This is a genomic window from Microvirga lenta, assembly GCF_020532555.1.
In the GTDB taxonomy this organism is placed as follows: domain Bacteria; phylum Pseudomonadota; class Alphaproteobacteria; order Rhizobiales; family Beijerinckiaceae; genus Microvirga; species Microvirga lenta.
Genome location: NZ_JAJBBR010000001.1, coordinates 352,177 through 370,580, shown reverse-complemented (window position 1 = coordinate 370,580; position 18,404 = coordinate 352,177). Strand labels below are relative to the sequence as shown.

At 61.8% G+C, this 18,404-nt stretch carries 16 protein-coding genes and 1 tRNA gene; 11 read left to right on the top strand and 6 right to left on the bottom strand.

All coding sequences use genetic code 11. The annotated features are described in order from the left end of the window. Nucleotides 1-128: 128 nt before the first annotated feature. Complete coding sequence (sciP, locus tag LGR44_RS01920; protein ID WP_114187418.1) at nucleotides 129-404, bottom strand: CtrA inhibitor SciP; 276 nt, start codon at nucleotides 402-404, stop codon at nucleotides 129-131. A 229-nt stretch (nucleotides 405-633) separates the two neighbouring features. Between sciP and mnmA the strand changes: the two genes are divergently transcribed. From mnmA to LGR44_RS01900, 4 genes are all read left to right on the top strand, one after another. Next, on the top strand, nucleotides 634-1,788 hold the full coding sequence (mnmA, locus tag LGR44_RS01915) for a tRNA 2-thiouridine(34) synthase MnmA (protein ID WP_226736622.1): 1,155 nt from the start codon (nucleotides 634-636) through the stop codon (nucleotides 1,786-1,788). A gap of 22 nt (nucleotides 1,789-1,810) precedes the next feature. Further along, nucleotides 1,811-2,452 (top strand): class I SAM-dependent methyltransferase, encoded by a 642-nt coding sequence (locus tag LGR44_RS01910; RefSeq protein WP_226736620.1) that lies wholly within the window; start codon nucleotides 1,811-1,813, stop codon nucleotides 2,450-2,452. A gap of 83 nt (nucleotides 2,453-2,535) precedes the next feature. Next, nucleotides 2,536-2,754 (top strand): hypothetical protein, encoded by a 219-nt coding sequence (locus LGR44_RS01905; protein WP_226736618.1) that lies wholly within the window; start codon nucleotides 2,536-2,538, stop codon nucleotides 2,752-2,754. Between the two features lie 173 nt (nucleotides 2,755-2,927). Further along, nucleotides 2,928-3,004 (top strand) — tRNA-Met (locus LGR44_RS01900). Nucleotides 3,005-3,200: 196 nt separating this feature from the next. Here LGR44_RS01900 and LGR44_RS01895 read toward each other — a convergent pair. Beyond that, the gene (locus LGR44_RS01895; RefSeq protein WP_226736616.1) at nucleotides 3,201-4,631 is read right to left on the bottom strand and encodes a MobA/MobL family protein; all 1,431 of its coding nucleotides are present in this window, start codon (nucleotides 4,629-4,631) and stop codon (nucleotides 3,201-3,203) included. A 189-nt stretch (nucleotides 4,632-4,820) separates the two neighbouring features. Between LGR44_RS01895 and LGR44_RS01890 the strand changes: the two genes are divergently transcribed. From LGR44_RS01890 to LGR44_RS01880, 3 genes are all read left to right on the top strand, one after another. Next, the gene (locus LGR44_RS01890) at nucleotides 4,821-5,117 is read left to right on the top strand and encodes a hypothetical protein (protein WP_226736614.1); all 297 of its coding nucleotides are present in this window, start codon (nucleotides 4,821-4,823) and stop codon (nucleotides 5,115-5,117) included. A 538-nt stretch (nucleotides 5,118-5,655) separates the two neighbouring features. Further along, entirely contained in the window at nucleotides 5,656-5,859 is a 204-nt protein-coding gene (locus LGR44_RS01885; RefSeq protein WP_226736612.1) for a hypothetical protein, read from the top strand. Nucleotides 5,860-6,140: 281 nt separating this feature from the next. Then, nucleotides 6,141-8,330 carry a histidine kinase dimerization/phosphoacceptor domain -containing protein gene (locus LGR44_RS01880; protein WP_226736609.1) on the top strand — a complete coding sequence of 730 codons (2,190 nt, stop codon included), beginning with the start codon at nucleotides 6,141-6,143 and terminating at the stop codon, nucleotides 8,328-8,330. 231 nt (nucleotides 8,331-8,561) lie between these two features. Here LGR44_RS01880 and LGR44_RS01875 read toward each other — a convergent pair whose 3' ends face one another. After that, nucleotides 8,562-9,128 carry a LysE family translocator gene (locus LGR44_RS01875; protein ID WP_226737096.1) on the bottom strand — a complete coding sequence of 189 codons (567 nt, stop codon included), beginning with the start codon at nucleotides 9,126-9,128 and terminating at the stop codon, nucleotides 8,562-8,564. 393 nt (nucleotides 9,129-9,521) lie between these two features. Between LGR44_RS01875 and LGR44_RS01870 the strand changes: the two genes are divergently transcribed. Further along, nucleotides 9,522-9,788: a response regulator gene (locus LGR44_RS01870; protein ID WP_226736607.1), complete on the top strand. Its 267-nt coding sequence runs from the start codon at nucleotides 9,522-9,524 to the stop codon at nucleotides 9,786-9,788. Nucleotides 9,789-9,965: 177 nt separating this feature from the next. Further along, nucleotides 9,966-11,123: a histidine kinase dimerization/phosphoacceptor domain -containing protein gene (locus tag LGR44_RS01865; RefSeq protein WP_226736605.1), complete on the top strand. Its 1,158-nt coding sequence runs from the start codon at nucleotides 9,966-9,968 to the stop codon at nucleotides 11,121-11,123. 138 nt (nucleotides 11,124-11,261) lie between these two features. Here the strand turns inward: LGR44_RS01865 and LGR44_RS01860 are convergent, their stop codons facing one another. Further along, complete coding sequence (locus tag LGR44_RS01860; protein WP_226736603.1) at nucleotides 11,262-11,507, bottom strand: hypothetical protein; 246 nt, start codon at nucleotides 11,505-11,507, stop codon at nucleotides 11,262-11,264. Beyond that, nucleotides 11,504-12,250 (bottom strand): Crp/Fnr family transcriptional regulator, encoded by a 747-nt coding sequence (locus LGR44_RS01855; RefSeq protein WP_226736601.1) that lies wholly within the window; start codon nucleotides 12,248-12,250, stop codon nucleotides 11,504-11,506. Before LGR44_RS01855 ends, LGR44_RS01860 begins: the two co-directional genes overlap by 4 nt. Nucleotides 12,251-12,812: 562 nt before the next feature. On the opposite strand from LGR44_RS01855, the gene LGR44_RS01850 reads away from it, so the two are divergent. Beyond that, on the top strand, nucleotides 12,813-15,200 hold the full coding sequence (locus tag LGR44_RS01850; RefSeq protein WP_226736598.1) for an AI-2E family transporter: 2,388 nt from the start codon (nucleotides 12,813-12,815) through the stop codon (nucleotides 15,198-15,200). Between the two features lie 119 nt (nucleotides 15,201-15,319). Here LGR44_RS01850 and LGR44_RS01845 read toward each other — a convergent pair whose 3' ends face one another. Beyond that, nucleotides 15,320-16,561, bottom strand: coding sequence for a sensor histidine kinase (locus LGR44_RS01845; RefSeq protein ID WP_226736597.1), 1,242 nt, complete (start codon nucleotides 16,559-16,561; stop codon nucleotides 15,320-15,322). A 563-nt stretch (nucleotides 16,562-17,124) separates the two neighbouring features. Between LGR44_RS01845 and LGR44_RS01840 the strand changes: the two genes are divergently transcribed. Then, the gene (locus LGR44_RS01840; protein ID WP_226736594.1) at nucleotides 17,125-18,384 is read left to right on the top strand and encodes a hypothetical protein; all 1,260 of its coding nucleotides are present in this window, start codon (nucleotides 17,125-17,127) and stop codon (nucleotides 18,382-18,384) included. Nucleotides 18,385-18,404: the final 20 nt, after the last annotated feature.

Genomic DNA, 18,404 nt, shown 5'->3' with positions numbered 1-18,404 from the left:
TAGGAATGCTTAGCAACAATTTCCCAATCTATGGTTAGGAATTGCTTAACGTGGCGGCAGGTCGGCGGATAAACGAAAAAGGCGCCGCCCTTTCGGCAGCGCCTGCGATGGAGATCCCTGCGAAAGGGTTACTGGCGGTATTGCTGGATGCGCGTGGTGCGGAGTCCGGCGAGGCCGTGCTGGTCGATGGACAGCTGCCAGCTCAGGAATTCCTCCGTGGTCAGCGTATAGCGCTGGCAGGCTTCCTCTAGGCTCAGCAGACCGCCGCGGACGGCGGCAACGACTTCGGCCTTGCGGCGGATGACCCATCGACGTGTGGACGATGGAGGAAGGTCGGCAATCGTCAGGGGACTGCCGTCAGGCCCAATGACATACTTGACCCTTGGGCGGTGGGGTTCGGTCATGATACGCTCACACAAAAATTCAACGACCTCGTTAGGCTCGAAGCTACGCCACGGCGCTTAATGTTTTCCTAAACGCCGCAGGGCTCGTTCCGAGGGTGCCCAGATTTAGCCATAATAGTTAAAGCCCTCTTATTGGCCGCCGCGCTCTGGAACATTGAAACGGCAATCGCTATACAAGGATTTTGGCCCCTCCCGTGCGCCGCCTTGAACGGCGCCTCTGGATGGAACGATGCTCAACTCACTCGGACTTCCCAAGGAGCCGTCCCAGACTCGCGTCGTGGTCGCGATGTCGGGCGGCGTCGACTCTTCCGTCGTGGCGGCGCTTCTCAAGCGCGAAGGCTACGACGTGCTCGGCATAACGCTGCAGCTCTACGACCACGGCGCTGCCGTGCACCGCAAAGGCGCCTGCTGCGCCGGGCAGGACATCTACGATGCCCGCCGCGTCGCGGAGATGATCGGCATTCCCCATTACGTGCTCGATTACGAAGAGCGCTTCCGCGCGGCCGTGATCGACCGCTTCACTCAGAGCTATCTGGCGGGTGAAACCCCGATCCCCTGCGTGGAGTGCAACCGCTCCATCAAGTTCCGGGACCTCCTGGACACCGCCAAGGAGCTCGGAGCGGACATCCTCGCCACGGGCCACTACGTGGCGAGCCGTGCCCTGCCGGACGGACGCCGTGCCCTTCACCGCGCCGCCGACCCGGACCGGGACCAGAGCTACTTCCTCTATGCCACGACGCCCGAGCAGCTGAGCCTCCTCCGGTTCCCGCTCGGCGAACTGCCGAAGGACGAGACGCGGGCGCTGGCCCGGGAGTTCGGCCTCATGGTGGCCGAGAAGGCCGACAGCCAGGACATCTGCTTCGTCACGCAGGGGCGCTACAGCGACGTCATCGAGCGTCTGAAGCCCGGAGCCGTCCAGGGCGGCGAGATCGTCCACGTGGACGGCCGGGTCCTGGGGCGTCACGAGGGCATCATCCATTACACGGTCGGGCAGCGGAAGGGGCTGGGCCTCTCCGTCGGCGAGCCGCTCTACGTGGTCCGGCTGGACGCCAAGGAGGCGCGGGTCGTGGTCGGGCCGCGGGAGGCACTCGCAACCCGCCTGATCCGCATCGGCGACGTGAACTGGCTGGGCGACGAGCCGCTCGAGAGCCTGGGGGAGGGGGGCATGGAGGTGGCCGTGCGCGTCCGCTCCACCAGGGACCCCCGTCCGGCGATCCTTCGGTTCTCGGGAACCGGCACTACTGTCGAGCTGTTGTCGGCGGAAGATGGGGTGTCTCCCGGTCAAGCTTGTGTCATCTATGAGAGCGATGCTCCTCGGGCACGGGTGCTTGGCGGGGGCACCATCGCTCGCACCGCAGCCGAAGCCGCGCCCGCCGCGGCCTGAGGCGCTCATCTAGGGAAACTCTATGACGGATGGACCGACCACGGCCCTGATGCGCAAGGCTTATGCGCGTTGGGCCCCGATCTACGACCTTGTCTACGACAAGCTGACCGAGCCGGCCGCCCGCGCCGCCGTCAACGCCGCGGTCGCCTGTGGCCCTAAGGTCCTGGAGGCCGGGGTCGGAACGGGGCTGTCGCTCGGCTATTATCCGAGCCACGCGGAGGTCTATGGGGTCGATTTGTCCGAGGACATGCTGCGCCGTGCTCAGGCGAAGGTCGACAAGCGGGGCCTTACCCATGTGAAGAGCCTGCAGGTGATGGATGTCACCCGCCTCGGTTTCCCGGATGCGATGTTCGATGCCGTCACGGCCCAGTTCATCATCACGCTCGTGCCCGAACCGGAAACGGCCCTGTCGGAATTCGCGCGAGTGCTGAAGCCCGGCGGCGAAATCGTTCTTGCCAACCACTTCGGCCAGCCTTCCGGTCCCGTCGCCGCCATGGAGGAACTGGCCTCGCCCGTGGTGAAGGCCATCGGCTGGAGTTCTGCCTTCAAGGCCTCCCGCGTCGAGGCGTGGGCGCGGGAGACGGGCTTCATGGATGTGGTCGAACTGAAGCCTCTCTTCCCTGCCGGCTTTTTCAAGCTGATGCGCATCAGGAAGCGCGCCTAAAGACCGCGGAACACGTGACTCCCGCGGCTTCCGCCCTATTTTCAGGGTAGGAATCGATCAATATTCAGCGAAAGTCAGCTCCAATGCGCATCTTCATGTTCGCGTCCCAGGCCAAGGACGATCTTCATGCCTTCGCGGGTGACGAGGCCGGAAGCAAGCTTCCTGCCAAGTATGGCCCATGGGGATTGACCGGTGCGCTCCAGTCCCGGGAAGCGCCGCCGCACAAGTTCTCGCGCCGCGTCATCGAGCAGGCGATCTCGGCCGAGGGATTCCAGCTCTGGCGCACCAAGCCCAAGGGCTGATCCTCCGGGAAGCGGGGCTCTTGCCTCGCTTCCCCTCCTCGTTCGCGGCTGCAGGAGCGGGCGAGGACGCGCAGGCGAGAAAAGATGAACTTGGCCGCGGGTCTTCCTTGACAGGGGGCATCAACCTTCCCTATATCGCCCTGGCCTGACGCGGGGTTCGCCCCGCCATCTGGGGCGGAGTAGCTCAGTTGGTCAGAGCAGAGGAATCATAATCCTTGTGTCGGGGGTTCAAATCCCTCCTCCGCTACCACTTCTAAGTCCTTATACTTCAACGATTAGAACCGGATTTTAGGAGATCTGACGTCTCCTTGGTATGAGCACTTAAGGTCCTGGCTATACCAACTTTATACCAACCAACCATTCCAGATATCCAAGGCCAGTCCCGAGAGATTCTGCCCCAATTCGTGGCAGGGTCATAGACTGAGAGCGAGCAGCCAAACCGGAAATTATTTCTGGTTTGAGCTGTGTTGTTCCCGCACACGAGCAGATCGGGGGCGGTACGCTGGCGACGAATCGGCCACATCACTTCCAGTAGTCTCTGGTTGATTGGCATCAAGTTGTTCTCGTCTCTTCTCCCTCAGGCGTCGGTACACCTCGGTACTTGAGGCCGGTGGCGCCGATGGAGCCCACTGTCCTTCAGGCTTTTCGGTCGAAGTCGCTTCCTTTTCTGCAACCAGCCTGTCCAGCCGGGCTTGGGCCTTTGGCGACAAGTGGTGGTTCGTCACGGTGATTCCGCGAAGTAGGCACGCGATTGTCACCTCATCCCGATAGGCACGATCGCCCCAGACCTCGACCTCGCGCCAACCATGGCGTTCTGCGGCTGCCGCCGTCTCCATCGCGGCGGCAGCGGTAATGGGTCCCCGAAGATAAATGGCGTCCCCGGTGTCGATCAGCGAACTGCCATCCTGGAGATCCAGCCAGAGACGTCCTCGATGCTCGTCGTAACGAGCCCGTGCGATCTCGGCGACGGCCGCGGCCTCAATCCATGCTCCACCATGCCAAGCTCGGAGAACCGCTGCCCGTCGATCCCGACGGGCTTCAGCCTTCTCTGCCGCTCGGGCTGGGTTGATGCGTGGGCCTCGGCGGCTCCGCAGAGACCGCTCGATCACTGTGATCTCGGTGTTGGTGGCGTCCAGCTCCGCCTTGGCCGCCTCCCACTCCTTTCGCAAGTGGCGATGGTGCTGGAGAGCAGCCAAGGCTTCGGTCGGAGTTCCCGTGCGTTTCATGGCCTCCCAGTTCCATCGGGGCAGTTCCGGCTCTGGGGCAGGACGATTCCGCTCGGCATTCGAGCGGGCGTCCGCCGCATAGTCGATGCCATAACTCCGGCAGAAGGTCGTGAGGCGCTCAGCCATCATTTCCCGGACGATCCGTCCATCCCGCTCGCGAAGCCAGTCATTCCAGGTCCGCTCCTTCCGTTTCGCGAAGCCGTCACCCTCGATTCGGCGTAGTGTCGCAAGTCCATGAACGTTGACATTGCGTCCGCCGTCGCTCGCCGGACTGTCATGAACATCAATCTGGAGGATCATTCCTCTCTCACTGAAGGGCTCGTAAACATGCCGGATGCAAGCCTCCCATAGGGAACGTGGAACCTGTCGCGGCATCGACAGGTCAATGATCCGCGCCTCCTGGGCGTCGACCCGCTTCTCCATCGCGGCAGCCCGCCGCCAGACTTCCCCAGGATCGCGCGCCCATTCCGGTGTGCTGTCGGGGCACAGCATGACAGTCATGGCGTGCTCCGCTCGCTTCCGGGAGTAGTCGAACCGGTGGCCCTCATGGTCGACAAGGCGGCCGCAGGATTGGTACGCGGATCGCTTCACGGCGGAATGGCCCTCCGATCGGCTGACAACACCAAGCTGAACACGAAAGAACCCCGTCATGATCGCCTCCGCCGGCGGGAACGGGAACCGCCGTGAAATTCTTTTCGAGCCACGTTGCGACAGCAATGTATAGGCGAGCCTGCCTACTCGGTTTCTTCTCCCCGTGCTGGCAAGCTTGAGCTCGCTCTCGTGCTAGTCAAAGCGCCGGTTACTCTATTCCTGTCGACCACGGCGAAGGGGGACAGAAGGATGGACAATCTCGAACGAAGGCTGGAGCTGGCACGTGTGAGAGAAAGGAATGCCCGGGCGCGAGTTGCACGCCTGCGCCGGTCTCTCGATCGCTCCAATCGCAGGACGGCGAACCAAATGAAATTCACGCTCGGTGCCGCGATGTTGGCTCTTGCGGAATCCGGTCGCGGTGATGCGATGGTAGATGCCTTCCGGCGCTGGCTCGACGTGTACCTGTCCCGTGATCAGGATCGAGCGATCCTTGTCGGCACAGTCTTTGATCCGAGCCATCGGAGGTCGACCGATGGAGTGGCATAATTCAAAACGGAAAAAGAACCGTCATGGATTGCGGTCTCCTCGACGACAGATTGGTGCGTGTATCCCAGTGGCCATGCGTCGCGCTCGTAGGGCGAAGGAGCGGGCGCCACGGCTCCCGTGTTTGCCAGAGATCGTTTTCCTTACTGTCATTGCAGGGTTGCTCGCCAGGGCGGCCCTGCTCGCGATCTCTGCCCCGAGCACGCGGCCGTCGCCCTCTCGGACTGTGTCTGAAGGCGGCGAGCAATCACCCCGACCCGTAGACTTCAGCGGCTCTCCCGGAACGGATCGGACCGCAGGCATTATTCACGGGCAAACTCCGCGAGACTACCTGCCGCCGCTGTCCATCGGTGACCTGGAGCTTGCCCGGGCACTCGACTTTCTGATCCGGAATAGAGGCAGCCAGGGGCCAGTGGCAGACCGACGATGGCAAGTTGTTGAACGCTTTTCTCTGCCCCTGGCAGTCTACCTTCGAGAAGTTGATGATCGCTCCCGCTGGGGCGACCTTCGCAATGAGATCCGGCGCACACAGGTGTCCTGCGTGCGTACCCCCGATCCATCTGAGAGAGACCTTAATCGGGAGTATCTGGTGAAGGTGGCGATGGTGGCTGATACCTGGGTTGATCGAGGCTGGAATCTGCTCGCCGAGTTGGAGACGGCGAAGAAAGACTCAAGTTCGCCGAAACTGATTCTGGATCCGTCGGAGGACCAGGAACACCTTACGGCGCCCAGCTTCAAAACCTAGTGGCGTGAATTCACATGAACGCCCGCGGGTGAGGGCAAAGCAGACGTACGCGTGATGTCCGGAATGTGCCAAAACGCGACGTTCCGGTGGCCGACACAAGAATGGTGTCTTGTTTGGAGCCGGCACTCCTGAGACCATCCTGCCCATTGGGTATTGGGACCCGGGCGAAGGGGTTAAGGCGTGGGGCCACTTCATGCCGGAGGCGGCGCTTTCGAAAGGTCCAAGCCTTGGAGGCCTTTATCGTGCTGGCGCGAACAGAACTGCTGAGCTAGGTTCCCGCCATGACTCAGCCCACCCCTTCCCTCGACCTTACCAGTTGCGATCGGGAGCCCATCCATGTTCCCGGATCCATCCAACCGCACGGCATCCTTCTCGCGCTCGACTCCGAGACGCTGGCCATCCAACAAGGGGCGGGTGAGACAAGGGATGCTGTCGGACGGGCTGTCGATGGGCTTGCCGGCGAGCATGCTGAAGCGGTCCTCGGCGCACAGGCGGTCCACCTGATCCACTCCGCGGGCGTACAATCAACGGAGCCCCTCTATCTGGGAAACATCCCTGCCCCTGCCGATCCATCCAGGCATCTGGATGTGACCGCCCACCGGCGCGACGGGGTTCTCATCCTGGAACTGGAGCCCAGCACCCCTCATCCCGAGACTGCGGCCCAGACGCTGGCCACGGTGCGCCGGATCAGCGCCGAGCTCGATGCCGCGCCCGACCTGGCCCGGCTCGTCCAGGCTGCCAGCCGGGAGTTCCGGCGCCTCACAGGCTTCGACCGGGTGATGATCTACAGCTTCCTCGACGACGGCTCCGGCGCCGTAGTGGCGGAGGCCAAGGCCGACAGCCTGGATCCGTTTCTCAACCACCGCTATCCCGCCTCGGACATTCCGAAACAGGCCCGGGCGCTCTACCTTCAGAACCTCATCCGGGTCATTCCGGACGTGGACTACCGGCCAGTTCCCCTCGTCCCGCCGCTCAATCCCGCAACCGGCAGGCCGCTCGACATGAGCGACTGCTCGCTGCGGAGCGTCTCGCCCATTCACGTACAGTACCTCAAGAACATGGGGGTGGCGGCGTCCATGTCGGTGTCACTTGTCGTGGACGGAGCCCTGTGGGGCCTCATCGCTTGCCATCATGCCTCGCCCAAGCTGGTGCCCTACGAGCTGCGGGAAAGCTGCAAGCATGTGGGGCAGATCCTGAGCCAGCAGGTCAAGGCACGGGAGGATGCCGAGCGGCACCGGCAGACGGCCCGCCTCAGCGTTGCCCGTGACGAATTCCTGGAGGGGCTCGCGCGAGCGGGATCCACTGAGAACGGCCTGCTGGATGCTGTTGCCGATCTGAAGAAGCTGATCCCCTCCGATGGGGCTGCGGTTGTGTTCCGAGGCAAGGTGAGCCAGGCAAGCTATGCCCCATCTGAGGCTCAGACCCGCGAGCTGGCGGACCGGCTGCTCCGATCTGACCTGTCCGACCCTTTTGCCACCAACAGCCTTGTGCGGCACCACAGCCCGGCCGAGGCCTATGCGGCGCAGGCGAGCGGATTGCTGGCGACGGTCGTGTCCCACGAGGATCCGCTCGTCCTGCTCTGGTTCCGGGCCGAGCACATCGAGACGATCAACTGGGCAGGCAATCCCCACAAGCCGGCGGAGCCGGGCGAGGGCATGGGCCAGCTCACGCCTCGTGCCTCGTTCGAGACCTGGAAGGAGACGGTGCGGCACCAGTCCCGGGCTTGGTCGATAGCCGAAGTCGAAGCGGCCCGCAGGCTGCGGCGCGCTGTGCTGGATCTGCGCCAACAGGCCGCCCTGAAGGAGCTGAATGTGCAGCTCCGGCGAACCCTTGCCGACAGGGAAGTGCTGCTCAGCCAGAAGGACCTGCTGATGCAGGAGGTTCACCATCGAGTCCAGAACAGCCTCCAGCTCGTCAATTCCATGCTCCAGCTTCAGGTCCGACAGACCTCCGACGCGCAGGTCAAGGCGCAGTTTGAGGAGGCAACCCGGCGCATCATGGCGGTGAGCACCGTCCATCAGCACCTGTGGCGGTCGGATCAGATCCAGAGCATCGACTTCGGATCCTACCTGGAGGAGCTGCGGGAGGGTCTGCTGGAGGCCTGGGGGCAGGCGTGGGCCGAGCACATCAAGGTGTATGCCGGACAGGTGCTGGTGCCGACCAATGAGGCCGTGGTCCTGGCGCTGGTGGTCACCGAGCTTCTGACGAATGCGGTGAAGTACGCCTATGCGGGTGCGCCGGGTCCGATTGACGTGATTGCCAGAGAGGACGGCCAGAAGGTCCTGCGGGTCACTGTAGAAGACCAGGGTGTCGGCATGCCAGGTGAGGCTGCTCCGAAAAGCGGGCTTGGATCGCGGCTGGTGCGCTCACTGATTGGGCAGCTTGGGGGTGAGCTGGAGGTGAAGAGCCGGTCGCCCGGCACCGCCATCATCTTGACTGTGCCGTTAGCAGCTAGAACAAACCATAGCTGATCTTCTCGTGTCGCTTGATACCGAAAGATGATCCCCTTGAGCTCGCAACGTCAGTTCAGGGTCAAGCTCGGTAGTACCGCAGGCCAGAACGAAGGTCCGCTCATCCCAGCAGTGCGGAATTACGGCTAAGGTCAGCCCCGTGCCATGAGGCGACCTTCCGGGATTTCGGTTCAATTTCGCAGAAGGCTGTTGATGGAACGACAGCTTTGCCCCGAGGCGACCTAAGGTGGATCATTGAAGCACTACTGGAATGAGCGAGGCGAGAAGAAGTAGTGCCATAGTTACATTGAAGGCCCTTAGAGCACGGTCAGACCGCAGGAAGTGGCGAGCGGACGAGCCGATCAATGCCCAGACGGCACCACATGGCATACTTAGGACTGCAAATAGAACGGTGAATGCCATACTCATCATTAAGGCATTCCATTCCTCTGATGCTGCACCGAACGCCACGATCCCACTTGCGCCACCCAACCAGACCTTCGGGTTCAGCGCCTGAAAGAGAACTGCCTGAATAAAATTCAGTGGCCGAGCGCCTTCCGTTTCAGAAGCAGCCTTCGGACGACTGGTGGCGATTTTGAACGCGAGATAGGCCAGATATGTGACGCCGCCCCACTTCAAGACATTGCGGAAGGTATCGTTTTCCAGCAGTTGGCTACCAAACAGACTGAGACCGAGAAGTATGGCTCCGATGCCAACGCCCGTGCCCAAAATATGCGGAAGGGCTCTACTGAATCCATGATTGGCCCCAGTAGTCGTGAGCAGCATGTTGTTCGGCCCCGGAGAACCGGATGAGGCCACAGAAAAGAAGATGACAGACAGTATCCAGCTTGCAGTCAAAGCTCAGCCTCACTTTAGCAGTGAGCCTCATTACCGAAAATGACACTGCTGCGCGATTAAATTTGACGCCTAGCGTTCTGGCTTCCAGAGACACCGATACCCATGTCACGCGCGTGAGGTAATCGTCCGTGAATTGCGCGTAACCCCCCTTTCTGGATCAAACCAGGCGCTCCCACCGCAAACGGGGCTGCCTCAATCCATACAGTGATCGCGACGCTAAACGGGAATGGCCAGCCCCGACGCGGCCGGGATACCCTGGTGTCCGCCTTTACCTGGCAGAGGGATGTGGAACGAAGCTGAGCCGCCTGCCGTTGCTGTTCGATGAACCTGCAACACGGTAGAGCCTCGCCCCGCATGCCCCACTCCGATCTCCGCATCGTCATCCTCGTCGTCGAGGACGAGCCGCTCGTCCGCATGTTCCTCGCCGACGCCCTCGACGATGCCGGGTACAAGGTCTTCGAGGCCGTGAACGCGGATGAGGCGGTAACCCTCCTGCAAGCGCGCCCCGATATCCAGGCCGTCGTCACCGACATCGAGATGCCGGGCTCGATGAACGGCATCGGGCTGGCCCGGCCCGTTCGGGAGCGGTGGCCGGGAATCGGGCTTTTGGTCACCTCGTGACGGGTGCGCCCCGGCCCTGACGACCTGCCGGCGGACGTGGAGTTCCTCGCCAAGCCCCACCTGCTCGACACTGTCATCGCCTTAATTCGGCAGATGGACACCTCGCAGATGATAGAGGCTGTACCGAACGCCGCGTAAACCGATAATCCACCACAATCCCATCACACCGGATCGGCCATGAACGAGTTTCAGGAGAACAAGGCAGACACCCCTGAGCGAACCGTCGCCGAACGGCACATCGAAGCCGTACGGCAGCAGGGTGGCCTGTTTGTCGAGGCCGTTCGTCGGACACGCATGCCGATGCTCGTGACCGATGCCACCCTGCCCGGCAATCCTATCGTCTTTGCCAACCACTCCTTCGTCGACTTGTCGGGCTACAGCATGGATGAGCTGCTCGGACAGGATCCGCACTTCATGAACGGCGAAGGCACCGACCCGGAGGCCATCCGGCGCTATCAGGCTGCGGTCATGAAAGGCCGAGACGAGACGCTGGAGATTCTTCAGTACCGGAAGGACGGCACCCCGTTTCGGGCGATGCTGTTCGCCAGTCCCGTGGATGACGGCCAGGGCACCGTCACCAATCACTTTCTCTCCTACCTCGACATCACCCGCCGCTACGACGCCGAGGAGACCCTGCGGACGCTGACCACTGAACTGGAAGAACGGGTCGCAGCCAGAACTGGGGAGCTGGAAGCTGCCAATAAGAGGCTCTCCGCTCTTGTCGCCGAGCGGGAGATGCTGCTGGTGGAGGTCAACCACCGGGCCAAGAACAGCCTGGCCATCGCAGCCTCACTCCTGGCCATTCAGGGCCGACGGCAGCCAGACCCGGCCGTCAGAGCCCTCTTCGAGGAGGCTCAGGATCGTCTCAACGCTATGGCGCGGGTCCATGACCTGCTCAGCAAGTCGGAAAGGACCCAGCACATCGATGTCTCGACGTACGTGGCCGATCTGTGCGGCGCCTTGCGACCCATCACCGGGGACGATGACCGCGTGAGCCTGAAGGCGGACATCGACCAAGGTATTCTGGTAGATGCCGACACGGCGGTCCCGCTCGGTATCGTTCTGACCGAACTCATCACCAATGCCGTGAAGTACGCCTTTCCGGCACCAAGGTCGGGAACGATCCTCGTCGGGGCAAACCGCAGCCGCCCTGGGTGGGTTGAACTGACCGTTCGGGATGACGGGGTTGGGATGCTCAGCCTTCGGGAGGGATCGCTCGGCTACGGCCTAGTTCGATCACTCGTCCAACAGATTCGAGGCCAAATCGATGTCAGAAACGATGCCGGACTGGTGGTGACGGTCTCATTCCCTGAGGCAGCGCAACAGACGGCGTAATTCCGATCAGCCCGTTCCTGAACCTGGATTGTGGGTCTGTTCAGCGTATTGGCAGGACTTGCCAAAAGGCACTGGCGGCAGCCTGGCATAGGGCGAATCTGACCCGTCGCCCAGAGCCGCCGCAGAACAACCGCCTGATTAGGCCTCCCTAGCGAGGCGTTGGCCAATCCAATCCCGAGCCATGTCCAGGTTGGAGAACAGCGGGTGGCTTCCACCATCCAGGCGGCCAAAGCCGGCCTCCAGGTACCATTGCCCCGGAGCCACTTCGTTCTCGTGCGAGAGACGCACCAGGACCGCCACCAGCCGCTGCTCCTCATCGAGGACCATCATGCCTTCTTCATCAAAGCCTGTTGCAACACGCATAGGCTGAAAGGTGAGGATCATGCGGCGGCCTGATGGCTCTCCAGGTGAAGGTAGGTGGGATCGAAGTCCCCTGCCTTCTTCAACGTCTCCCAATCGGGAATGTTCAACCGCTCGCCTTTCAGCTCAATCAGGCCATCGGCTCGCATGGCTTTTACGACTCGGTTGACATGCACCGGTGTGATGCCGAGCGCATCGGCGATCTCGCTTTGGGTGATCGGAAACTCACAGCTATAGCCGTTGACCAGCCCGACCGCCCTTAGACGCTCCAGCATCTCGCACATGAGGTGGGCGATGCGGGGGTAGGCTTCGCGCTGGCCGATGCTGGTCATCCACTCCCGGAAGACTGCCCCGTCGATCAGGGTCTCGCGCCAGAAGGCACTGGCGATCCGGTAGTGGCGCTTGCACAGCTTGTGCAGATCCTCATGGGTGATGAACCCGACGCTGCATGGAGTGATGGTGCCGAGGCTGTTGTCCAGTACCTTCAGGTGCAGGCTTTGCAGGTCGGGAATATCACCGGGGATCTGGAAGTTGTGGATCTGGCGCTTGCCGTCTCCAGTCATCTTGTAGGTGCAGGTGAAGCCGCTCAGGATCAAGCAGGAGCGGGAGGGGCGATCCCCTTGGCGCACGATGTCCTGACCTTCCTTGATGGCCGTGATCTGCATCGGCAAGGTTTCGAGAGCCTGACGCTCGTCACTTGTGAGCGTGAAGCTGCTCTCCAGCTTGCGTATAAGGATTGCAGTCGTGAATTGGTGCGTGGCGTCCATGATGACGCTCCCCTGGGTGACAGGCGGGAGCACACGGATCTCTCAGGCATCAGCGCCTATGATCGGTTGCTGATGCTAAAACATTGATATCACACAAATCAAAGACTGTCATTGATCTATGTTTTATTTGTTCCGACCTTGAAGATGGCTGAATTCATTGATTGTTTTACGAACTGGGTCGCGTGTAACGAGCCTCTATGTGCGCCAAGCATATCGCTCCAGACAGCGAACGTCAGTTTTGGGTCAATCCGGGAAATCTGCTGCCCGTCAGGACCGTCCAGTATGCCCCGCCAGAACTGACATTCGGTTTACTTCCGGGAAGTGCCATTAGCTGCCGTTCCGCCGCGGCGCACTCTGGAATGTCAAGCCTCCGACGCGAGACGAACTATACTCAACTCGCACGCAGGAGATTTCAAATCGATGCCCGCCAGTCTTTGTCGTGGCCTGGCGGGCTGTTGTGCTTACATTTCCCTCCCAGTAAGCGACGCTCGGATGGGGGAGCGGATCCAATGAGCCAAGGCTGGGTTGTCCTGTAAGCAACCTGAGCTGAGAGCACCGTATCATGGCTGGCCCGGCCCTTCCCCCACCCGTTGCACAGCCCGCGAGTTCCCCTCTTCTGACCGCCGGCGGTATCGTCCTGGCCATCGGAGGGCTTTACGTCGGGCGAGACATCTTCATCCCTTTTGCCCTCGCCATACTCCTGAGCTTTGCGCTTACGCCTTTGGTCAATTGGCTCCGGCGCCTGAAGCTGCCCCGGATCGCCGCGGTGCTGATTGCCGTCACCGTTGCCTTCATCGCCATCGGCGGCATTGGCTTCGTTGTTGGCAGTCAACTTGTCCAACTTGCCAACAACCTACCGTCTTACCAGACGACCATCACCCAGAAGATCCGATCTTTGCAGCAGTCGGCGACCGGCGGCGGTGTTATTGAAAGGGTCACCACCACGATCCAGGATCTCGGCAAGGAAATCTCCGGCGAGGGGCGACCCGAGGACAAGCCGGCGCAGGCACCTGGCTCTGCGCTCGGCGGAAGCACACCGCAGGAACCGATCACTGTCAGGCTGGAGCCTCCCGGCCCCCGCCCGCTGGAGATGATCCAGACTATCGTTGGCCCGCTGCTGGCGCCGCTCGCGACCGCCGGCCTGGTCATCATCTTCGTGATTTTCGTGCTGCTCGAGCGGGAGGATCTGCGCGACCGCTTCATCAAGCTTGCCGGAGCAGGTGATCTCCAGAAGAGCACCCAGGCCATCAACGATGCGGCCGCCCGGGTCAGCCGCTATCTCCTGATGCAGCTCCTGGTGAACCTGACCTACGGGGTTCCGATCGGGCTTGCCCTTTACTTCATCGGCGTACCAAACGCGGTGCTGTGGGGCTTGCTCGCCGCAGTGCTGCGGTTCGTTCCCTATCTCGGTCCCTTTTTGGCAGCCCTCTTCCCCATTGCCCTTTCCATTGCGGTCGATCCCGGCTGGACCATGCTGTTCTGGGTCGTCGGACTATTCCTTCTGGCGGAGCTCGTCAGCAACAACATCATCGAGCCGTGGCTCTACGGCTCCAGCACAGGCCTGTCGTCGCTCGCCATTATCATGGCGGCGATTTTCTGGACGACCTTGTGGGGTCCGGTCGGGCTGTTCCTGGCGACACCTCTCACGGTCTGCCTGATCGTCATTGGCCGCTACGTGCCGCGTCTCGAGTTTCTAGGCATCCTCCTGGGCAGCGACCCGGTTCTTGCACCGGAAGAGCGTCTCTATCAGCGTCTTCTCGCCGGCAATCTGGAGGAGGCAGTCGAACTGGCCGAGGACTACGTCGACGAGCACTCCTCGCGTGAGTTCTACGACAATGTCGCCATCCCCGCTCTTCGCTTGGCAGAGAACGACCGCCAACGCAGCACCACGGACACCAATTACAGACGTCTCGTTGCCGATACGGCAATCTGTGTCGTTCGGGAGATCGAGGACCAGGTTCGGGAGAAGGCAGCCTCCGGTGACCAAGCGAACGCAGGAACTGGCAAGGACCTTTTGCCGCCTGCCGATGAGGCGCAACAGCCGTCGCTCCTCTGTGTGGCCGGGCGCACGGAGCTTGATCGTGCGGCGGCCGAGATGATGGCGCAGGTGCTCAGGGAACGCGGCATTGGTGCGCGTGTCCTGCCGCCAATCGCCGTCAGCCAAGGGGCCCTGGAGCAGCTCGATCTTCAGGGTGTGGACGTCGTCTGCCTATCCTATCTCCACCCGCAGCCGCAGGTGTATGCCCGGTATATCTGCCGTCGCCTCCGGCGCCGGGCACCCCATATGAAGCTCGCGGTCTGCTGCTGGAACCCAGCACCGAGTACAGAGCAGACGCTTGCGCTCCCGAAAGAGATGGCGGCTGATGCGGCATTCAGCTCCCTGGAAGCTTGGACCAACCAAGTGGATGCATGGGTCTCGCGCCCGACATCCGCAGCGGGAACGTCCCCGATCCATCCCGCCACGGAGCAAGAGCAGCTTGTTGCGCTGCACGACCTCGGCCTGACCTCCGTGAGCGCACGGCGCTTCGAAGAGATCTCCAGGACAGTCGCCCAGGCCTTTGGCGCGCCGATCGCCCTCGTGTCGCTGGCCGACGAGGTCCGCCATTCCAGGGATGAAGCAACTGGTACCCCCGTGAGTCACCAGGCCATCGAGCACTCCGCTCACGGGACGTTGGATGCATACGTCGTAGCGGCGAACGAGGTGATCGTGTCCGAAGATGTCACCGAGGACTCCCGGTTCGCCGACGATCCGCTTGTTCTGGAGAAGGGCATTCGCTTTTATGCCGGAGCTCCATTGCGGACGTCTTCCGGGTTGGCCGTTGGTTGCCTCTCCGTTATCGACACCAAACCACGCGAATTCCCGGAACCTGACCGCCAACGCCTTCAGGAAATGGCTGACGAGCTGGTGGCTATCCTCGGCCAGGGACAGCCTTCAAGCATGGCCGTATGAAGGTCTGCTTCAGTCCCTTTAGGGTAGAAGTCAGCTTAGGTCAGCCTGGTGCCAAACTCTGCCCTCACGGTGATCGTCGCCTGAGGGCGACTGGAATGCCACTGGTCGACCGGATCGTCTTACGATCCAAGCTTGGCTGGAAAGCGCACGCCAATCCGCGTCCTGCGCTCGCCCTCGATGGTCAAGGTGCCATTGAGACTGCGGGCCATGCCTTCGATCAGCCGCATGCCCATGGACCCTGGGCGCCGAGTGGCAGGTAGGCCCACGCCATTATCCTCGATGGAAAGAAGCACGTCACCTCCTTCCTGATGCAACCCAACACGAACCGCACCTCGCCGCTTGTCGGGAAAGGCATGCTTGAGAGCGTTGGTGATCGCCTCGCCGGCAATTAGGGCTACGTTGATGGCCCGATCAACATCCAAGGTAATGTCATCCGCGTCGCTCGTGAGTTCAATGCGATGATCCTCCGGGCTCCGGAGATGGCCGAAGTTCAGGCATAGCTCCGTCAGGTAGGCGGCCATGTCGACTAACTGCACATCGTTGCTGTTCTGGCGGTAGAGAAGCTCGTGAATGCGGGCAAGGTGGTCGAGCCGCTGAATGGCGTTCTCCAGCGCTTCCGAGACACCGGGATTGCCCTGGCGTACCATCTGAAGGCGCAGCATCGAGATTGCCATGGTGATGCTGTTCTTGGCCCGGTGATTGATCTCGTGCAGCAGCACGTTCCTTTGGCCGAGAAGCTTATCCTTCTCTCGAACGCTCTCCGTCAGGACACTTTCCAGGGCACGTCGGCGGTCCAGTTCGGTCTGGAGTTCCTGGGTTCGTTCCCTAACTCGGCTCTCCAGCATCTCGTTCAGGCGCCGGGTGCGGCGCTCGGCCCTGACGCGGCGGGTGATGTCCCAGAACGACGCGAAGTGCTGGATCACACCGCCTTGGTCGTCGTGAACAGGGCTGACGAACTGGGCTGCCCAGACCTCTCGGCCGCTCTTGGCCCGAAGCCGGACCTCAAGGTTGAGAGGCTCGTCCACGATCATGGCGGCCCGGATGAGCCGCTCCACCTCAGGATCAGTGTCGGGACCAGTCAGAAAGAAGTAGTTCTGTCCCAAGACCTCCTCGCGGGAGTACCCGAAGAGGTCGATGAAGGATTGGTTGACGTAAACGATGGGATTGCCGCTCACCGTGGGGTCGGTGACCACCATGGGCATGCGGGTGGCTTCGACCGCGGCGACGAACGGGCCGCCGCTCCGCTGGAAGGCCTGTACCCGTTCCTCCGCTCGTCCCTGATCGGCATCGGCGGATTCCAGGTCCCGCTCCACTTCCTTGTACTCCGGTTGGCAGCCCCGGGGGTAACGCCCACGGGCCAAGCTCGTTCACTAATATCATACACCTCGGTCGCAGCCGAAGCTCCACCAGCAGGCACGCTGCAAAGCTTGCCGGCTCGCTTATGGAGAGCCTGTCGAGTGCGTTCTCAAAGGTCTGGTCCCCGCATCGCGACGAGGGCCAGCGCCTCAGGATCAACGCGACCAGGTCTATCGCGCCACGGCTGCCAGGTCTCCCGTCAACGATGTCCCCGGGAAGATGACACGGGGTTCCTATCTGCGGCGGTGTGTTCCCTGACACCAAAGCCAGCCGCAACTCCCGAACGGACCCGCCTTCTTCCAGGATGCGGCGGATCACTCTCGCCCGACTAAGGGAATGTCTGTTGTGGGTCACACCGAGAATTCCGGCAGCTCCTTGCGGAGGTCAGCTCGTGTAGCTTGTCCGGACCTTCCGGTCCCCGACTGGTAGACCAGCACTGGGGGCCCTGACGGTACAAAACCCGTAATGTCAGAGCTGTCTCAACGCCTCGTTAAATTTTTTCTCCTGTCCGGGAACTTTTCTCGAAACCTCGACCTCATGTGGGGGTCAAGACAAACAGGAGAGTTCTTTGACCTCACGACGCCACCATCTCAAACCCTTCGACTACGGGCACATTTCGATCGCAGACAAGGAGGCTCTGCGCGGCTGCGCCTCCGCCATTGCTGTGATTGCCAGGAAGACCAACCTCCAGATCCTCGAACTCGGCGAGATCCTTGAGCGGGCCAAGGCATTGGTGCCCCGTGGATTCGAGAGGTGGGTGTCCCGGGAGTGTCAGATGACACCCAAAACGGCTGGGAACTACATCAGGGTTCACCAGCGTTTCGGCAGCCGGCGCGACAGCATCGCGGATTTGGGCATCAAGCCCACCACGCTGGTCAAGCTGGCGACCGCACCGGATGAGGTGGTCGACGAGATCTTCAGTCGGCTGGAGGCCGGGGAGACTCTCATCGGCCGCGACGTCGAGCAGATCCTCCGTGCCGGCCGCCCTCTTAAGAATGCGAAGAGCCAAGTGGAGGAGACTGTCCACGAACCCGGGCGGAAGGGGCTGATCGCGTTCCTGACCGGATGCATGCGGACGAGCGTCGACGAGTGGATTGAACGCCTGACTGCGCTTCATGCCAAGGTCGAGGCAGCGATGCCCGACGGAAAGGTCAAGAAGCGCTTCCACAAGGGGGAGCTCGTGAAGGCTGTTGCCTGGGAGGCGACGTGGCTCCGGATTGAGCTGGAACGCATGTCCGGCTGCGAGTTTTGGAACAAAGCCAATCAGTACCTCGGCAAGGCCTGGAAGGATCGCCCCCAATGGCCGGAGGGCCGCTGGCAGGATGTCAATGATGCCTTGCTCACGCTCGAACGGAGCGAAAGAATTAATGTCGATGACCTCGTGAGCGCTCTTCGCTCTGAGGTCCTTCCCGCACTGGGATGGGCCTTGGGACGTGATCCGGTTCTGGCTGAGGACGGGCAAACGCTCCCGCCTGAGTTCGTGCGTGAGATGGATCGTTTGGGCATCGGGGCCGCCGTGATCGAGGCTGGGGATCCCATTGGGGAACCCGACAATCAACATGCCGACCCAGTTGCGGAGCCGAACATTGAGCTGGCGATCGCCACCTGTCAGGTTGAAACGGGCGCCTGTCCGGCGGTGCAGACCGATTCCATCGTGCTCCCGACTGACCTGACCGCATCGGTCATTCCGCCTATCGATCCGGTCTCTGGCATTTCGACTGGGGCAAGTAGCGAGGGCGGGAAGGGAAAGGGCTTCAAGCGTCCGCCGGTTGTTCCGCCGCGCCCGTCGAGGGAAGGATCCGCGTCTGGGAGTGGTCCTCTCCCGTGATGGGACCACTCCCTTAAACG